Source organism: Streptomyces sp. NPDC046870 (genome assembly GCF_040704595.1).
Lineage (GTDB): Bacteria > Actinomycetota > Actinomycetes > Streptomycetales > Streptomycetaceae > Streptomyces > Streptomyces argyrophylli.
The window spans coordinates 135,692-151,665 of the sequence record NZ_JBEYXM010000006.1; the positions used below are offsets into that span (position 1 = coordinate 135,692).

Below are 15,974 nucleotides of genomic sequence, written 5' to 3' on the forward strand. Positions count from 1 at the left end.
CTGACTGGAGCGCCCCTCACGGGCGCGGGGAACTGCGCGACCAGCCACGATGGACCGTCACACGGCCGGCGGCCCGTCGCGGCACGGTCCGCGGAGCGAGGTGGCGGACGATGACCGGACCCATGAACAGCCGTCCCGCCGTCAAGGAATGGCGGCTGAACCTGTACCTGTCCGAGCACGATCCGGACACCACGGCCCGGATCATCCTCGACACCGGCGACAACGTCCTGGAGAGCCACGCGGAGGCCCGCCGCAACCCCTACGACCGGGCGATGCCGGACATCGGCGACGAACTCGCCGCCGGGCGTGCGCTCATCGCCATGGGACGCCTGCTGCTGCGTGCCGCCGACGGCGACATGAAGGCGACCGGAGCCGCCGACACGGAGGCCCCGGCGCCGCTCTGGCAGCCACGGGAGTGAAGGAGCCCGCCGTGCACTTCACGAACCGCCTCGAAGCGGGACGCAGACTGGGCGAACGCCTGGGGTACCTCAGGGGCCAGGACGTCGTGGTGCTCGGACTGCCACGGGGAGGGGTGCCGGTCGCCGCCGAGGTCGCCGCGGCGCTCGACGCGCCCCTGGACGTCTGCCTGGTGCGGAAACTGGGCGTGCCGTACCAGCCCGAGCTGGGCATGGGGGCGATCGGCGAGGACGGCGTCCGCGTGATCAACCAGGAGGTGCTGCGCGGCACCGGTGTCTCCACCGAGGACCTCGCCCGCGTCGAGGAACGCGAGCGCCGGGTGCTGGGGCAACGGGCCGCGCGCTACCGCGGCGCCGCGCCCGCCGTCTCCGTCGCCGGCCGGACCGCCGTCGTGGTGGACGACGGCGTGGCCACCGGCTCCACCGCGCGGGCCGCCTGCCGGACCGTGCGCGCCCGGGGCGCCGCCCGCATCGTGCTGGCCGTCCCCGTGGCCCCGCGGGACTTCGCCCGGCGCCTCGGCGGGGACGCCGACGAACTGGTCTGCCTCGACACCCCCTGGCACTTCGCCGCGGTCGGCCAGTTCTACGCCGACTTCGCCCAGGTCGACGACGAGGAGGTCACCGCCTGTCTGCGCCGGGCCGCCGGCCGCCACCGGCACACCGCGGGCGCCGGCTCCACCGACCGGGAGGTGACGGTGACCGCCGGCGGCGTCCGGCTGGGCGGACGGCTCACCCTGCCCGAGGACGCCACCGGGGTCGTTGCCTTCGCGCACGGCAGCGGCAGCAGCCGGCACAGCCCGCGCAACCGGTTCGTGGCCGAGGGGCTGCACCGGGCCGGCCTCGGCACCCTGCTGTTCGACCTGCTCACCGACGCGGAGGAGGCCGACCGGGGCAACGTGTTCGACATCGCCCTGCTGGCCGGACGGCTGCTGGACGCCACCCGCTGGCTGCGCGAGGAACCCGGCACCGAGGGCCTCGCCGTCGGCTTCTTCGGCGCCAGCACCGGCGCGGCCGCCGCCCTGTGGGCCGCCGCCGACCCCGACGCGCGGCCCGCCGCCGTCGTCTCCCGCGGCGGCCGGCCCGACCTCGCCGGACCCCGGCTGGCCGCGGTGACCGCACCCACCCTGCTCGTCGTCGGCGGCGCCGACCAGCACGTCCTCGCCCTCAACCGGGACGCGCAGGCACAGCTCAGGTGCGAGAACCGGCTGGAGGTGGTCCCCGGCGCCACCCACCTCTTCGAGGAGCCCGGCACGCTGGAACGGGTGACCGAGCTGGCACGTGACTGGTTCACGGACCACATGGCACCCGCGCACGTGTAGCCCCGCGCCATGGGCGAGAACACCGTCACCCTGTTCCTCGCCGGCGACGTCATGCTCGGCCGGGGCGTCGACCAGATCCTCCCGCACCCCGGCGACCCGGCCCTGCGCGAGGACTACCTCCGCGACGCCCGCGACTACGTCGCCCTGGCGGAGGCCGCGAACGGACCGGTACCCCGGCCCGTGCACCCCGCCTGGCCCTGGGGCGAGGCGCTGCCCTTCCTGGAGCGTGCCGCCCCGGACGTACGCGTGGTCAACCTGGAGACCGCCGTCACCCGGGACGGCGACTTCGCACCCGGCAAGGGCGTCCACTACCGGATGCACCCGGCCAACCTGCCCTGCCTCGCCGCCGTCCGGCCCGACGTCTGCGTCCTCGCCAACAACCACGTGCTCGACTTCGGGTCCTTTGGCCTCGCGGAGACCCTCGGCTCCCTCGCCGCCGCCGGGCTGCGCACCGCCGGGGCGGGCCCGGACGCGGACGCCGCCTGGCGCCCGGCGACCGTCCCGCTGCGGCCGGGCGGACGCGTCCTGGTCTTCGCCTTCGGCATGCCGTCCAGCGGCATCCCGCACAGCTGGGCCGCCACCGCCGGACACCCCGGCGTGGCCCTCCTCACCGCGCCCGCCCCCGCCGCCGCGAGGGACTTCGCCGACCGCCTGCGGCGCACCGGCCGGCGGCCCGGCGACCTCGTCGTCGCCTCCGTCCACTGGGGCCCCAACTGGGGCTACCGCGCCTCCCGCGACGAGGTCCGCCTCGCCCACGCGCTGATCGACGCGGGCGTCGACGTCGTCCACGGGCACTCCTCCCACCACCCGCGCCCACCGGAGGTCTACCGGGACCGGCTCGTCCTGTACGGCTGCGGCGACCTCGTCGACGACTACGAGGGCATCGGCGGCCACGAGCGCTACCGCGACGACCTGCGGCTGCTGCACCTCGTCTCGGTCGAGCCCGGCACCGGCCGGCTCACCGGTCTGCGGATGGTGCCCTTCCAGGCGCGCCGGCTGCGCCTGGAGCACGCCCGCGCCGAGGACACCGCCTGGCTGCGCACGGTCCTCGACGGGCACGCCCGCGCCCTCGGCACCCGCGTCGAGGACGGCGGGGACGGCACGCTCACGGTACGGCCGCTGCGCTGACCCTCAGCGACGCCCGCCCTTGCGCAGGAACCTCCGCAGCCGGGTCAGCGTCCAGGTGTTGATCACGTCCTCCCCGGTGAGCCAGCCGCGCTGCGCGGTCGCCACCCCGTAGCGCAACTGCCCGAGGTGCGGGACGGAGTGCGCGTCGGTGTTCACGGCGAACTTCACCCCGTGCTCCCTGGCCCGCAGGATGTCCTCGTCCCCCAGGTCCAGCCGGTCCGGCTGGGCGTTGACCTCCAGCGCGGTGCCGGTGCGCGCGCAGGCCGCGAACACCTCGTCCCAGTCGGCGTCGACCCCCGGCCGCCTGCCGATCAGCCGGGTCGTGGGATGCCCGATGATGTTGACGCACGGATGCTCGCAGGCCCGCACCAGCCGCCGCGTCATCGCCGCCCGGTCCAGGTCGAAGTGGGAGTGCAGCGAGGCCACGCACAGATCGAAACCGGCCAGGAACTCCTCCGGCCAGTCCACCTCCCCGTCCGGACCGATGTTCAGCTCGGTGCCGTGCAGCAGCCGCATCCGGCGCCGGGTGCCGTCCAGCTCCCGCACCCGCTCGCGCTGGGCGAGGATCTTCTCGTCCGTCATGCGCTGCATGTACAGGTTGGGCGCGTGGTCGGTGACCGCGTAGTACGCGTGACCGCGCTCGGCGGCGGCCTCCACCATCGCCTCCAGCGGGGCCAGACCGTCCGTGAGATCGGTGTGCGTGTGCAGGTCGCCGCGGATGTCCCGCTCCGTCACCACCCCGGGCAGCCCGTCGCCCAGCGCCGCCTCGATCTCCCCGCGGTCCTCGCGCAGCGTCGGCGGGATCCACGGCAGACCGAGCCGCGCGTACACCTCCTCCTCGGTGCGGGACGCGACCGACTCCCCGCTGTCGGTGTCGAACACGCCGTACTCGGAGAGCTTCAGCCCCTGGTGCACGGCGATGGTCCGGGTGCGGATGTTGTGCGCCTTGGACCCGGTGAAGTACTGCAGCGCGGCGCCCCAGGACTCCGGCGGCACCACCCGCAGATCCAGCTGGAGCCCCTTGCCGGTGCGCACCGACGTCTTCTTCGAGCCCCGCGCGATCACCTCCGCGGTGACCGGCAGCTCGCACAGCGCCTCCATGAACGGCGCCGACCGCCGCGCCGAGACCAGCACGTCCAGGTCGCCGACGGTCTCCCGCATCCGGCGCAGCGAACCGGCGTACCCGCAGCGCTCGCAGCCCGTCACGGCGGACAGCTCGGCGACGATCTCCTCGGCGGTGGCCAGCGCCACCGACAGCGGCACCCGCGCATCCGCCCGCCGGAGCAGCTCGATACCGTGCCTGATGTTCTCCTGCGTCTTCTCGCCGAAGCCCTTCAGATCGGCCAGCGCGTCCGCCTCGATGGCCGCTGCCAGCTCGCTCACCGAGGAGATGTGCAGGTCCTCGTAGAGCCGCAGCGCCTTCTTCGGCCCGAGGGTCGGGATCGTGATCAGCTCCCGCACCCCCGCCGGGATCCTCGCCCGGCGCTCCTCCACCACGGCCATCGTGCCCGTGCGCAGATACTCGGCCACCTTCTCGGCGATCGACCGGCCCACGTTCGGGATCTCCCGCAGCCCGTCCGCGTCCAGCGTCGAGACGTCCACCGGATGACCGCCGATCGCCCGCGCAGCCTTCTCGTAGGCGCGCGCCTTGAACGCGTCGCCTCCGGTGATCGCGACGAGATCGGCGTACTCCTTCAGGAGCGCCTCGACCTCGTCGTTGCGACGGGCCACCCCTCGATTCTAGGAAGCGGCGCCGGGGGACGCGAAAGGCCCCTGCCGAGCAGGGGCCTCACTGGTGTCCGAGGGGGGACTTGAACCCCCACGCCCGATAAAGGGCACTAGCACCTCAAGCTAGCGCGTCTGCCATTCCGCCACCCGGACAAGGTGTCTGTCGTGCGAGGCTTCCCCGGTGGGGTCTCCCTCGCGGCGACGAAGGAAACATTACCAGGCTTTCGAGGGTGCCTGATCACCCCCGGTCTCCGGGCCGGCCGCGCGTGAACGGCGTGTGACGGGCCGGGACCGGTCTTGGGCCCGGGGCGGCACCGGAGAGAGGATGACAGGGACCACCAGCAGTGACAGTGGGAGGAAGCAGCGTGAGCGAGACGGACACGACCAGGACCGTCACCGGCGAGGACGAGGTCGTGGACCTCTGCCGCGAGCTGATCCGGTTCGACACCAGCAACTACGGCGACCACTCCGGCCCCGGCGAGCGCAAGGCCGCCGAGTGGGTCGCCGAGAAGCTCGCCGAGGTCGGGCTGGAGCCGAAGATCTACGAGTCGCACCCCGGCCGCGCCTCCACGGTGGCCCGCATCGAGGGCGAGGACCCGTCCCGGCCCGCGCTGCTCATCCACGGCCACCTGGACGTCGTACCGGCCAACGCGGCCGACTGGACCCACCACCCGTTCTCCGGCGAGATCGCCGACGGCTGCGTGTGGGGACGCGGTGCCGTCGACATGAAGGACATGGACGCCATGACGCTGGCGGTCGTCCGCGACCGGCTGCGCAGCGGGCGCCGGCCCCCGCGGGACGTCGTCGTCGCGTTCCTCGCCGACGAGGAGGCCGGCGGCACGTACGGCGCCCGCTACCTGGTCGACCACCACCCCGAGCTGTTCGAGGGCGTGACCGAGGCGATCAGCGAGGTCGGCGGCTTCTCCTTCACCGTGAACGACCAGCGGCGGCTCTACCTGATCCAGACGGCCGAGAAGGGCATGCACTGGATGAAGCTGACCGTGGCCGGTACCGCCGGGCACGGCTCGATGATCCACCGCGACAACGCCATCACCGAGCTGTCCGAGGCCGTCGCCCGGGTCGGCCGGCACAAGTTCCCCGTACGGGTCACCAAGACCACCCGGGCCTTCCTCGACGAACTGGGCGACGCGCTCGGCACCGAGCTGGACCCGGAGGACATGGAGTCCACGCTCGCCAAGCTCGGCGGCATCGCCAAACTGATCGGCGCGACCCTGAGCAACACCGCCAACCCCACCCAGCTGACCGCCGGCTACAAGGTCAACGTCATCCCGGGCGAGGCCACCGCGCACATCGACGGACGGTTCCTGCCCGGCCACGAGGAGGAGTTCCTCGCCGACCTCGACCGGCTGCTCGGCCCGAAGGTCCGCCGCGAGGACGTGCACGCGGACAAGGCCGTCGAGACCACCTTCGACGGCGCCCTGGTCGAGGCGATGCAGGCCGCGCTGCTCGCGGAGGACCCGACCGCCAAGGCGATCCCGTACATGCTGTCCGGCGGCACCGACGCCAAGTCGTTCGACGACCTCGGCATCCGCGGCTTCGGCTTCGCACCGCTCAAGCTGCCGCCGGAGCTCGACTTCGCCGGCATGTTCCACGGCGTGGACGAGCGGGTGCCGGTGGACGGCCTGCGGTTCGGCGTCCGCGTGCTCGACCGGTTCATCGACGCCTCGTGAGCCGGACCCCCGCCCGGGGCGCGCACAGCGGGAATCGGGCAGCCGTACGAGATCGACTGAGAAGGGTGAATGCGACGATAGGCTCGTAGCTTCATCAGCCCCTCCTCGTTGCATCTGATGTGACCCCGCGCCTTGGGGTCGCATTGCCAACTAGGAGGAAGAATGATCAAGAAGGTCGTCGCTGCTGCGGCTGCCACCGGTGGGCTGGTTCTCGCGGGCGCGGGCCTGGCCGTCGCCGACTCCGGTGCCCAGGGTGCCGCCGTGCACTCCCCGGGCGTCGTCTCCGGCAACGTCATCCAGGTGCCCGTGCACGTCCCGGTGAACGTGTGCGGCAACACGATCAACGTGATCGGGCTCCTGAACCCCGCCTTCGGCAACGCCTGCGTCAACAAGTGACGCCGGCTCCCTGAGGGGCGTCTTTTACGAGCCGTCGGCCCCGGAGCGCGCGCCATGCGCTCCGGGGCCGAACGGTCTTTGAGGATCGAAGACATGGAAGGCAGGGGGGAATCCAGCATGCGACAGGGCACGCGCAAGAGCCTGATGACCATGGCCGCCGCGACCGGCGTCATCGCCGCCGCGGGCGGCTACGCACACGCCGACTCGGGCGCGGCGGGCTCCGCCGGGGGCTCACCCGGCGTACTGTCCGGCAACACGGTGCAGGCGCCCGTGCACGCGCCGGTGAACATCTGCGGCAACACCGTGAACGTCGTCGGGCTCCTGAACCCGTCGGTGGGCAACAGGTGCGCCGACCACGGCGGCGCCCCGGGGGGTCACCACAGCGGCTCCGGCGGCTCGCACGCGGGCGGCCACACCGGCGGCTCCCCGGGCGTCGGCTCCGGCAACACCGTGCAGGTGCCGATCGACGTCCCGGTGAACGTGTGCGGCAACAGCGTCGACGTCATCGGGGCGGGGAACGCCGCGGTGGGGAACGACTGCGCCGACGAGGGCGGGCACGGCAATCCGCCCGGGAAGCCGGGGCATCCTGGGCACCCGGGGCATCCCGGGCAGCCGGGCCACCCCGGTGAGCCTGGGCAGCCGGGTCATCCGGGGCAGCCTGGTGAGCCGGGTCACCCCGGGCAGCCCGGTAATCCGGGGCAGCCGGGTCACCCCGGCAAGCCCGGCAACCCGGGTCACCCCGGCACCGGCACCCGGACCGGCACGGGCGGCTCAGGGACGCACGGTACGTCCCAGGTCAGCACCCAGGTCGGCCGCTCCGGCCGGCCCCTGGACACCGCCCAGCTCGCCCACACGGGCAGTGACGTGCCGCTCGGCATCGCCCTGCCGGCCGGCGCGGGCGCGCTGCTCGCGGGCGCGGTGCTCTACCGCAAGGCGCGCGCCGGGGCGTGACGCGGAACGGAGCGGGCCCTGCCGTGCCGGCGGGCCCGCTCCGTTCACCTGTCCACCCTCATCCTGTGATCACGCTCACCATGTCGCGCGCACCTGACGGATGATCCGCCGGCGCAGCCGCACTCTGCGGCTGCCGTCGCGCAACAGGCTCAGTCGGTCCAACTCCCAGTGTCCGTACTCGGCATGGTCCGTCAGCAGACGTGTGGCCTCCTTGCGGGAGACCCCGCGAGGCACGTACACGTCGACAAATTCGTATTCCGGCATCGCATCTATTGTGCGGGCTGGTGCCCGGTACGGATAGCGTCTGCACTATGTCTGATGCTGCGCAGCCCACCGCTGCCGAGGTACGCGCCGCCGCCGAGGCCGTCAAGACCGCGCTCGACCGTCATCTCGCCGCGGTCGAACGCAGGTCGGGGGAGGACGACCCGGCCGTGTCCGAGGCGTTCAACCAGCTGGCCGCTGCCGCCGAGGCGTACGACGAACTGCTCTACGACCGCTACGACGAGGTCACCCCCTTCGAGATCCCCAGCGCGGACGAAGCGCTGCCGCCGTACGCCGGCCCGGAGCCGAACGCGATCAGTGTGCTGATCCGCCGCGACTACACCGTGGCGGAACCCCAGCGGCTGCTGGCGCAGGCCCAGCGGGTCGAGGCGGCGGAATACGACGCCGTGGACGAAGACGATGCCGCCGGGACGGTCCCGGGGGCACTGGGCGTCCTCTTCGGCGAGTTCGAACCGGACGAGATCGCCTCACGGCACAAGGAGTTCGGCCTTGAGGAAGGCGACTCCACGCTCTGGGTCACCGCTGCCGAGGAGCCGCCCGAGGCCGGGGAGTGGCTGGAGGCGCCGTTCGAACACATCGATCCGCAGCAGGTGGTGTGCCGCTTCGACGTGAGCGCGGTGTTCGACGACGAGGTCTCCGACGACGAGGACGACATCGACTTCGTCGACGAGGACGAGGAAGAGGAAGAAGAGGACGGGGACGGGGAGCTGGAGCCGATCAACGCCGAGAAGTGACAGGACGGACGTGACCGGGGCGGCGGTGCCGTGGGCCTGGGGCCGGTACGGCACCGCCGCAATCCGCCGCCCTGGCGAGGACCTGTGCGGGGCAGGCCTGCCGAGGAAGGCGCGCGGACGAAGAGTCAGGCCGCCGGGACCTGCGCGCGCAGCAGCGTCTGCAGGCGGGTCGTGCGCGGCTTGGGCGGAACCTCCGCCACCGCCTTCGGCAGGGCCTGTTCCACGCCCTGCACGACGGACAGGTGCCGTTCCGCCCGGCCGAACGCCGTGTACACCCACGGGCGGCTGAGGGCCTGCGCGGCGTCCCCGGGCAGCACGACCACCGCCGCCGGCCAGCGGGTGCCCACCGCCTGGTGCGCGGTCAGCGCCCAGCCGTGCCGCACGCTGCCGTCCACCCGCTCGCGCGGTACGACGACGGGGGCGCCGGCGCAGGACAGGTGCAGCCCGTCGGCGTCGGCCCCCACCACCACACCCGGCACGGTGCGTCCCGGCGCGGGGGAGTAGGCGATCCGGTCGCCGGGGTCGAAGCCGCCGAACCGGCCGGGGCCGGGATTCAGGCGCTCCTTCAGGACGGCGTTGAGGGCGCGGGTGCCCGCGGCGCCGCCGTGGCCCGGGGTGATCACCACGGTCTGGTCGGCCGGGACACCGATCGCCCGTGGCACCGAGTCCGCGACCAGCTGCACCGTCCGGTGCACGGCCTCGCCCGCGTCCCGCACCGGCACGATGACGATCTCCTTGCCCGGCGCGGCGACCTGGTTCAGCTCACCGACGCCGATGCCGGAGACCAGCTCGCCGAGCGGACCGGGGTCGGGGACGCGGGACGCGATCTGCGGGAAGGCACGGGCCGCGAGCAGATCGGCGAAGACACGGCCCGGACCGGCCGACCACAGCACCCCGGGGTCACCGCCGAGCAGCAGCCGCGCACCGTCGGGCAGCGACTCCACCAGCATCGCGGCGCTCTCCACGTCCAGCTGGGGCGCGTCCGGCACGATCAGCAGATCGAGTGCGAGGGCGCCGTCCGCGTCGCGGCCCGGACCCTCGGCACCGGACAGCAGCCCCGCGACCGTGCCCACGCCGTGCTCCGCCGCCTCCCCGCCCAGCCGCTCGGCCAGGCGACGGCTCCCGTCCGGTGTGTGGCAGGCGGCGAAGGCCCGCAGGCCCGCCGCACGGGCGGCGCCGAGCAGCGCGGCCGGTTCGGCGCGGGCCGCCTCCCCGCCGGTGTGCAGCACCAGGCCGTGCCCGGCGACGGCGCGGGCCAGCTCGGCCGCACCGCCGGACAATCCGGCCGCGGTGGCCTCCCAGGCCTGCCCCGGCTCCTTCCCCAGCGAGTTGACCAGCCGGGCCAGACCGTCCGCGAGGCTCTCCTCGGCCAGCGCGTACCGCTCCAGGCCGACGAGGACCCGGACCGGCCGCTCCCGCTCCTCGTCGGCGTCCTCGTCGTCCGCCGGGGGCGCGGCGGCGCCGGGCTCCTCCAAGGCGTCCTGGAACACCAGTGCCTCGCCCTCGGCGAGCGCGCCCTGCACCGCCGCGTCAGGGTCGGGCACGCCCTGCTTGCCGAGCGCCGCGGTGAGCGTGGACAGCTCCAGGGCGGTGTGCCCGGCCACGGCCGCCTGCTCCAGCAGCCAGACGGTCAGCGCGCGGCCGCGCCGCTCGTCGTCCGGGCCGCAGGCCGCGCCGAGCAGCGCCCGGGCGAAGCCGTCGGCCTGGTCGGGGCGTACGCCGGCGACCCGGAGCAGCTGCCAGGGGTCCTCCCGCAGCGCGGTGCCGGCGCCCTCGCCGAGAGCCGCGGCGGCCTGGGGGGCCAGGGTATCGGGCGCGCCGCCCTCGGTCAGCACGCGGCGCACGGCGTCGACGGTCTCCGGAGCGGGACCGCCGGGCGCGACCGGGGCGGGGGCCGGCTGGGGCCTGCGCACCGGTTCCGGTGCGGGGCGGCGCGGTGCCGGTGCGGGCTCCGCGAACGCCGTGGTCGCCGGCTTCTCGCCGCTCTCCACGGCCCGGACCGCCGCGAGCAGGTCGGCCGCCGTGCCGCTGAGTTTGGCGCCGCTGTCGATCCGGGCCGTCTTCTCGGCCTTGCGCCGCTCGATCCGCTCCCGCTCGACCCGCTGCGCGGCCAACTCGGCCTCCGCCTCGGACAGCCCGGCAGCGGCGGCACCAGCCTCACCACCCTCGGAGCCAGAGCCGGCATCCTCGCCGCCGTCGGCCCCGTCACCGGCATCGTCCGCGTCCGGTTCGCCGGCCGCATCCGCCGCGCCCGGGTCGCCGGCGGCACCCGTGCCGGTCGTGTCCCCGGCCGTGACGGCCCCGTCGGTGCCGTGCTCCGTGGTCCCCGGTGTGTCCGGCGTCCCCGGCCCGGCTTCCTCCGTGGTCTCCGGCTCCGTGCTCACAGCGTGCTCCAGTCGTGATCGGGATAGCGGTGCACGGGCGCCGACACATCGTCCAGCGCCCGGCAGATCTCGTCAGGAAGACTAAGGGCCTCCACTGACAACGCCGCCGTGAGCTGCTGTGCGTTGCGCGCGCCGACGATCGGCGCGGCCACCCCGGGCCGGTCCCGCACCCAGGCGAGGGCCACCTGGAGAGGGGTGACCGCGAGCCCGTCGGCCGCCGTCGTCACCGCGTCCACGATGCGGGTCGCGGTGTCGTCCAGGTACGGCTCCACGAACGGCGCCAGATGCTCGGAGGCGCCGCGCGAGTCCGGGGGAGTGGCGTGCCGGTACTTGCCGGTCAGCACGCCCCGGCCGAGCGGGGAGGAGGGCAGCAGGCCCACCCCGAGGTCGAGCGCGGCGGGCAGCACCTCCCGCTCCACGCCCCGCTGCAGCAGCGAGTACTCCATCTGCGTGCTGGCCAGCCGGGTCCGGACGCCCGGCGCGGCGAGCTGCCAGGTGGCCGCCTTGGCCAGCTGCCAGCCGCAGAAATTGGACACCCCCGCGTACCGGGCCCGGCCGCTGCCGACCGCGAGGTCGAGGGCGTGGAGCGTCTCCTCCAGCGGGGTGTCGGGGTCGTAGGCGTGGACGTGCCACAGGTCGACGTAGTCGGTGCCCAGGCGGGCCAGGGAGGCGTCGAGCGCGGCGAGCAGATGGCCGCGGGAGCCGTCGAAGCGGCGGTCGGGGTCGGGCACGCTGCCCGCCTTGGTGGAGACGACCAGGTCACGGCGCGGCACCAGCCCGTCCATGAGCTGCCCCAGCAGATACTCCGCCTCCCCGTCGCCGTACACGTCCGCGGTGTCGACCAGGGTGCCGCCGGCCTCCCAGAACGCCTTCAGCATGTCCGCGGCGTCGTGCTCGTCGGTGTCCCGGCCCCAGGTGAGGGTGCCGAGTCCGATCCGGGACACGCGCAGGCCGGTCCGGCCGAGATGCCTCTGCTCCATGACCGCGAGATTACTGGCCAGAACCGGTGCGGTGGGTTGCCTGTGGACAACCCGTCCGGAGCGCGCCGAGGGGCCCGGGAACCCGCGTGACCGGCCCCCGCCGGCCCGCGGCGCACGGGCCGCCGGGGAACCCACCGGGGGACCACCGGCGAACGACCGGGCGATCGCCGAAGCCGGGCACCCTGCCCCCGGCAGCCGCCCCCGCGCTAAGGTCTGCCGCACAGGGACGTTACTCATGGGTAAGGGGATTCGGCCATGCAGCTCGGGATCAACCTCGGCTACTGGGGTGCCGGAATGGACGGCGACAACCTGGCCGTGGCGCAGGAGGCCGACCGGCTGGGCTACGCGGTGTGCTGGGCCGCCGAGGCCTACGGCTCCGACGCCGCGACCGTGCTCAGCTGGGTCGCCGCCCAGACCGAGCGCATCGACGTCGGCTCGGCCATCTTCCAGATCCCGGCCCGGCAGCCCGCGATGACCGCGATGACCGCGGCCACGCTCGACTCGCTCTCCGGCGGCCGGTTCCGGCTCGGGCTCGGCGTCTCCGGCCCGCAGGTCTCCGAGGGCTGGTACGGCGTCACGTTCGACAAGCCGCTCGCCCGTACGCGGGAGTACGTGGAGATCGTCCGCAGGGCGATGAGCCGGGAGCGGCTGACGTACGAGGGCGAGCACTGGACGCTGCCGCTGCCGGGCGGCCCGGGCAAGCCGATCAAGCTGACCGTGCACCCGCAGCGCGAGCACATCCCGCTCTACATCGCCGCGATCGGCCCGAAGAACCTGGAGCAGACCGGCGAGATCGCCGACGGCGCGCTGCTGATCTTCCCCTCCGCCGAGCACCTGGAGGAGACCACGATCACCCACCTGCGCGCCGGCCGCGAGAAGGCGGGCCTGACGCTGGACGGCTTCGACGTGTGCCCGACCCTGCCGCTCGCGGTCGGCGACGACAAGGACGTGGCCAGGCTCGCCGACACCTTCAGGCCGTACACCGCGCTGTACGTCGGCGGCATGGGCAGCGCCAAGCAGAACTTCTACAACAAGCTCGCGCAGCGCATGGGGTACGAGAAGGAGGCCGCCGAGATCCAGCAAAAGTACCTGTCCGGGGACAAGCAGGGCGCCGCGGCGGCGATCCCGCACGACCTCATCGACCAGACCACGCTGCTGGGCTCGGTCGACCGCATCGCCGACCGGATGAAGGCCTACGCCGCCGCCGGGGTCACCACCCTCAGCCTGGCCCCGGCCGGCTTCACGCTGGAGGAGCGGATCGCCTCCCTGCGGGCCGGCAGCGAGGCCCTGGAGCGCGCCGGACTCGCGTAAGGGGATGTCAGCGGCCGTGGTGGGGGCTCGGGGGTCTTCCCCGCCACGGCCGTCACCGTGAACAACGCGCTCGGCACCGCCCGGTTACGACCACACCCCGCACTTCCCCGCCTCCAGCGACACACGGCTCCGCCGGCATGCGCCCCCCGATCTCCGCCGGCACTCGCCCCGCCACGGCTTCAGCGGTACGCGCCGTCAGGGCTCGGCGGCACGCCCCCTCACACGGCTCCAGCGGTACTCGTCCTGCCAGGACTCCGGCCGCACCACCCCGTCACGCCTCCGCCAGCCTTTACCGGTACTCGCCCCGCCACGCCTCGGCCGCCCCGCACGGGCCCGCCGCCCCACCCCGGGCCAGCCGGTCCCCGCCCCGCCACGGCTTCAGCGGCAAGCGCCGTCAGGGCTCGGCGGCACGCCCCCTCACACGGCTCCAGTGGTACGCCCCGCCACGCTTCCGCCGGCACTCGCCCCGCCACGGCTCCAGCGGTACTCGTCCTGCCGGGACTCCGGCCGCACCACCCCGTCACCCCTCCACCGGAACCCGCCCCCGCCGGCCTCCGCCGGTACACGCCCCTGCCAGCCTCTACCGGTACTCGCCCCGCCACGCCTCGGCCGCCCCGCACGGACCCGCCGCCCCACCCCGGGCCAGCCGGTCCCCGCCCCGCCCCGGCCACCGGCCCCGGCATCTCGCAGTCATCCCCGGCGCCCCGCCCGGCGGGCCCCGTCCCCCGTTCGGGTCAGTGCGTCCCCAGCCCTGTTGCGGCCCCCTTCCGGCCGCACTTGACTCGTTGTCCGCGGGGTCCGTTCTCGCGGAGTCCGGTGGAGCTGCTGAGAGGGGCCCGCCATGCTGTCGGCCAAGAGCGTGTTCCAGGAGATCCTCGACAACGACGAGTCCTTCCGGCTCTTCTGCTCCATCGCCGCCAGCGGGGAGGCCCAGGGCGGCTGGGAGAACGGGCGGATCGCCGCGCTGGTGCCGGAGGGCGAACGCGCGCTCGCCCCCAAGATCGCCCGGCACGGCGCCGACGAGGACAAGCACGGGCGCATCTTCGCCGCCCTGCTGAAGAAGCGCGGCCTCACGCCCGTCCCCGTCCCGGCCGAGACCGACTACACCATGCTCCTGGAGCGGCACGGCATCGGCCTCGCCCACGACAAGCTCCGCCGGGACGAGCCGCTGACCGTGCGGGACGTCGTCGTCTACCTCGCGCACAGCCGGGTCACCGAACAGCGTGCCGCCGAACAGCTGGGCCTGCTCCGGACGCACTTCGCCGACCACCCGGAGATCGGAAAGGCCGTCCGCGTCATCTCCGAGGACGAGGTCAACCACCTCGCCTACACCCACGAGGAACTGCTGCGCCTGGCCGCCGCCGGGCACGGCCGGCTGATCCAGCGCACCCTGCGCGCGTGCGCGCTCACCGAGATCCGCGTCCACCGGGACGTCAGCCTCGCCGTCATGGCCCGCATGGGCCGTATCCTGCGCTGGCCGAGGGCCAGGTCCGCGCTGCTCGCGGCCGGCATCCACGCCGTGTACGCCTACGAACGCCTCGCCGGCTGGCACCGCATGGTCACCCTCGCCGCGCCCGCGCGCCGCGACGCCCTCGGCGGACCGGCGGCATCCGCCCCCGAATTCGCCTGAGCGGTGCTCACAGCCAGCCGCGCCGCTTGAACTGCCGGTACAGCAGCACCTCCAGCAACGCCATCACGAGGATCACCGCCGGATACGACCACAGCCAGTGCAGCTCGGGCATGTGGTCGAAGTTCATGCCGTAGATGCCGGCGATCATCGTCGGGATCGCCGCCATCGCCGCCCACGCGGAGATCTTCCGCATGTCGTCGTTCTGCCGCACGCTCATCTGCGCCAGATGGGCGGAGAGGATGTCCGACACCAGCCGGTCCAGGGCCTCCACGGACTCGTTCACGCGCATGAGGTGGTCGCCGACGTCCCGGAAGAACGGCCGCGCCTTGTCGTGCACGAAGGGCAGCGTGCCGCCCATCGGCCCGTTGCCCGCCAGCCGGGCCAGCGGCAGCGTCAGCGGCCCGGTGGCCCGGCGGAACTCCAGGACCTGCCGCTTGAAGGTGTAGATCCGGGACGCGGTGGTGCGGGAACCGCCGGTCTCCGGCTGGAACACCTCCGCTTCCAGCTCGTCCAGGTCGGTCTGCAGCTCGGTCGCCACCTCCAGGTAGTGGTCGACGGTGGCGTCCGCGATGGCGTACAGCACGGCGGTGGGGCCCTTGTCGAGCATCTCGGGCTCCTCCTCCAGCCGGTGCCGCACCGCCGCCAGCGGCGAGCACTCCCCGTGCCGGACGGTCACCACGAAGCAGTCGCCGATGAACACCATCACCTCGCCGGCGGAGACCGCGTCGCTCTCGGGCTCGTACACGACCGGCTTCAGCACCATGAACAGCGAGTCGTCGTACACCTCCAGCTTGGGCCGCTGATGTGCCTTGAGGGCGTCCTCCACGGCCAGCGGGTGCAGCCCGAACTCCTGGGTGACCAGGTCGAACTCCCGCTCGGACGGTTCGTGCAGCCCGATCCACACGAAGCCGCCGGCGGCCCGCGCCTCGGCGAGCGCGTCGGACAGGTCCTCCGGCCCCTCGGTCCGGTGTCCGTGCCGGTAGATGGCGCAGTCAACGATCACGCCGCGCATTCTCCCTTCGCC

The 15,974-nt window shown here is 73.9% G+C and carries 14 protein-coding genes and 1 tRNA gene; 9 read left to right on the plus strand and 6 right to left on the minus strand.

The window, feature by feature from the left end; all coding sequences use genetic code 11:
• The first annotated feature begins 110 nt into the window (after positions 1 to 110).
• The 3 genes from AB0946_RS16035 to AB0946_RS16045 are packed head-to-tail and all read left to right on the plus strand — an operon-like array spanning position 111 to position 2,863.
• Entirely contained in the window at positions 111 to 419 is a 309-nt protein-coding gene (locus tag AB0946_RS16035) for a dsRBD fold-containing protein (protein WP_366750727.1), read from the plus strand.
• A gap of 11 nt (positions 420 to 430) precedes the next feature.
• Positions 431 to 1,735: a phosphoribosyltransferase family protein gene (locus AB0946_RS16040; RefSeq protein WP_366761215.1), complete on the plus strand. Its 1,305-nt coding sequence runs from the start codon at positions 431 to 433 to the stop codon at positions 1,733 to 1,735.
• A gap of 9 nt (positions 1,736 to 1,744) precedes the next feature.
• Entirely contained in the window at positions 1,745 to 2,863 is a 1,119-nt protein-coding gene (locus tag AB0946_RS16045) for a CapA family protein (protein ID WP_366761216.1), read from the plus strand.
• 3 nt (positions 2,864 to 2,866) lie between these two features.
• On the opposite strand, the gene polX is transcribed toward AB0946_RS16045, so the two are convergent.
• Together polX and AB0946_RS16055 are read right to left on the minus strand one after the other, a co-directional pair.
• Positions 2,867 to 4,594, minus strand: coding sequence for a DNA polymerase/3'-5' exonuclease PolX (gene polX, locus AB0946_RS16050; RefSeq protein ID WP_366761217.1), 1,728 nt, complete (start codon positions 4,592 to 4,594; stop codon positions 2,867 to 2,869).
• A gap of 62 nt (positions 4,595 to 4,656) precedes the next feature.
• A tRNA-Leu gene (locus AB0946_RS16055) sits at positions 4,657 to 4,744 on the minus strand.
• A gap of 212 nt (positions 4,745 to 4,956) precedes the next feature.
• Between AB0946_RS16055 and AB0946_RS16060 the strand changes: the two genes are divergently transcribed.
• From AB0946_RS16060 to AB0946_RS16070, 3 genes are all read left to right on the plus strand, one after another.
• Positions 4,957 to 6,282, plus strand: coding sequence for a M20/M25/M40 family metallo-hydrolase (locus AB0946_RS16060; RefSeq protein ID WP_366761218.1), 1,326 nt, complete (start codon positions 4,957 to 4,959; stop codon positions 6,280 to 6,282).
• Between the two features lie 162 nt (positions 6,283 to 6,444).
• Positions 6,445 to 6,678, plus strand: a complete 234-nt coding sequence (gene chpH / locus AB0946_RS16065) for a chaplin ChpH (protein ID WP_014671723.1) — start codon at positions 6,445 to 6,447, stop codon at positions 6,676 to 6,678.
• A 117-nt stretch (positions 6,679 to 6,795) separates the two neighbouring features.
• Positions 6,796 to 7,629, plus strand: coding sequence for a chaplin family protein (locus AB0946_RS16070; protein WP_366761219.1), 834 nt, complete (start codon positions 6,796 to 6,798; stop codon positions 7,627 to 7,629).
• Between the two features lie 75 nt (positions 7,630 to 7,704).
• Here AB0946_RS16070 and AB0946_RS16075 read toward each other — a convergent pair whose 3' ends face one another.
• Entirely contained in the window at positions 7,705 to 7,893 is a 189-nt protein-coding gene (locus AB0946_RS16075) for a DUF5703 family protein (protein ID WP_014671721.1), read from the minus strand.
• 47 nt (positions 7,894 to 7,940) lie between these two features.
• Between AB0946_RS16075 and AB0946_RS16080 the strand changes: the two genes are divergently transcribed.
• Positions 7,941 to 8,645 carry a hypothetical protein gene (locus tag AB0946_RS16080; RefSeq protein WP_366761220.1) on the plus strand — a complete coding sequence of 235 codons (705 nt, stop codon included), beginning with the start codon at positions 7,941 to 7,943 and terminating at the stop codon, positions 8,643 to 8,645.
• A 125-nt stretch (positions 8,646 to 8,770) separates the two neighbouring features.
• Here AB0946_RS16080 and AB0946_RS16085 read toward each other — a convergent pair whose 3' ends face one another.
• Positions 8,771 to 11,029 (minus strand): helix-hairpin-helix domain-containing protein, encoded by a 2,259-nt coding sequence (locus AB0946_RS16085; RefSeq protein ID WP_366761221.1) that lies wholly within the window; start codon positions 11,027 to 11,029, stop codon positions 8,771 to 8,773.
• Entirely contained in the window at positions 11,026 to 12,009 is a 984-nt protein-coding gene (locus tag AB0946_RS16090; protein ID WP_366761222.1) for an aldo/keto reductase, read from the minus strand. Before AB0946_RS16090 ends, AB0946_RS16085 begins: the two co-directional genes overlap by 4 nt.
• 255 nt (positions 12,010 to 12,264) lie before the next feature.
• Between AB0946_RS16090 and AB0946_RS16095 the strand changes: the two genes are divergently transcribed.
• On the plus strand, positions 12,265 to 13,320 hold the full coding sequence (locus AB0946_RS16095; protein WP_366761223.1) for an LLM class F420-dependent oxidoreductase: 1,056 nt from the start codon (positions 12,265 to 12,267) through the stop codon (positions 13,318 to 13,320).
• Between the two features lie 841 nt (positions 13,321 to 14,161).
• Positions 14,162 to 14,950: a ferritin-like domain-containing protein gene (locus AB0946_RS16100; RefSeq protein WP_366761224.1), complete on the plus strand. Its 789-nt coding sequence runs from the start codon at positions 14,162 to 14,164 to the stop codon at positions 14,948 to 14,950.
• Between the two features lie 7 nt (positions 14,951 to 14,957).
• Here AB0946_RS16100 and corA read toward each other — a convergent pair whose 3' ends face one another.
• Positions 14,958 to 15,953, minus strand: a complete 996-nt coding sequence (gene corA / locus AB0946_RS16105) for a magnesium/cobalt transporter CorA (protein ID WP_366761225.1) — start codon at positions 15,951 to 15,953, stop codon at positions 14,958 to 14,960.
• Positions 15,954 to 15,974: the final 21 nt, after the last annotated feature.

Coding starts and splice junctions, on each gene's coding strand:
- AB0946_RS16035 (WP_366750727.1), top strand. CDS start 111: ATGACCGGACCCATGAACAGCCGTCCCGCCGTCAAGGAATGGCGGCTG.
- AB0946_RS16045 (WP_366761216.1), top strand. CDS start 1,745: ATGGGCGAGAACACCGTCACCCTGTTCCTCGCCGGCGACGTCATGCTC.
- chpH (WP_014671723.1), top strand. CDS start 6,445: ATGATCAAGAAGGTCGTCGCTGCTGCGGCTGCCACCGGTGGGCTGGTT.
- AB0946_RS16070 (WP_366761219.1), top strand. CDS start 6,796: ATGCGACAGGGCACGCGCAAGAGCCTGATGACCATGGCCGCCGCGACC.
- AB0946_RS16075 (WP_014671721.1), bottom strand. CDS start 7,893: ATGCCGGAATACGAATTTGTCGACGTGTACGTGCCTCGCGGGGTCTCC.
- AB0946_RS16080 (WP_366761220.1), top strand. CDS start 7,941: ATGTCTGATGCTGCGCAGCCCACCGCTGCCGAGGTACGCGCCGCCGCC.
- AB0946_RS16090 (WP_366761222.1), bottom strand. CDS start 12,009: ATGGAGCAGAGGCATCTCGGCCGGACCGGCCTGCGCGTGTCCCGGATC.
- AB0946_RS16095 (WP_366761223.1), top strand. CDS start 12,265: ATGCAGCTCGGGATCAACCTCGGCTACTGGGGTGCCGGAATGGACGGC.
- AB0946_RS16100 (WP_366761224.1), top strand. CDS start 14,162: ATGCTGTCGGCCAAGAGCGTGTTCCAGGAGATCCTCGACAACGACGAG.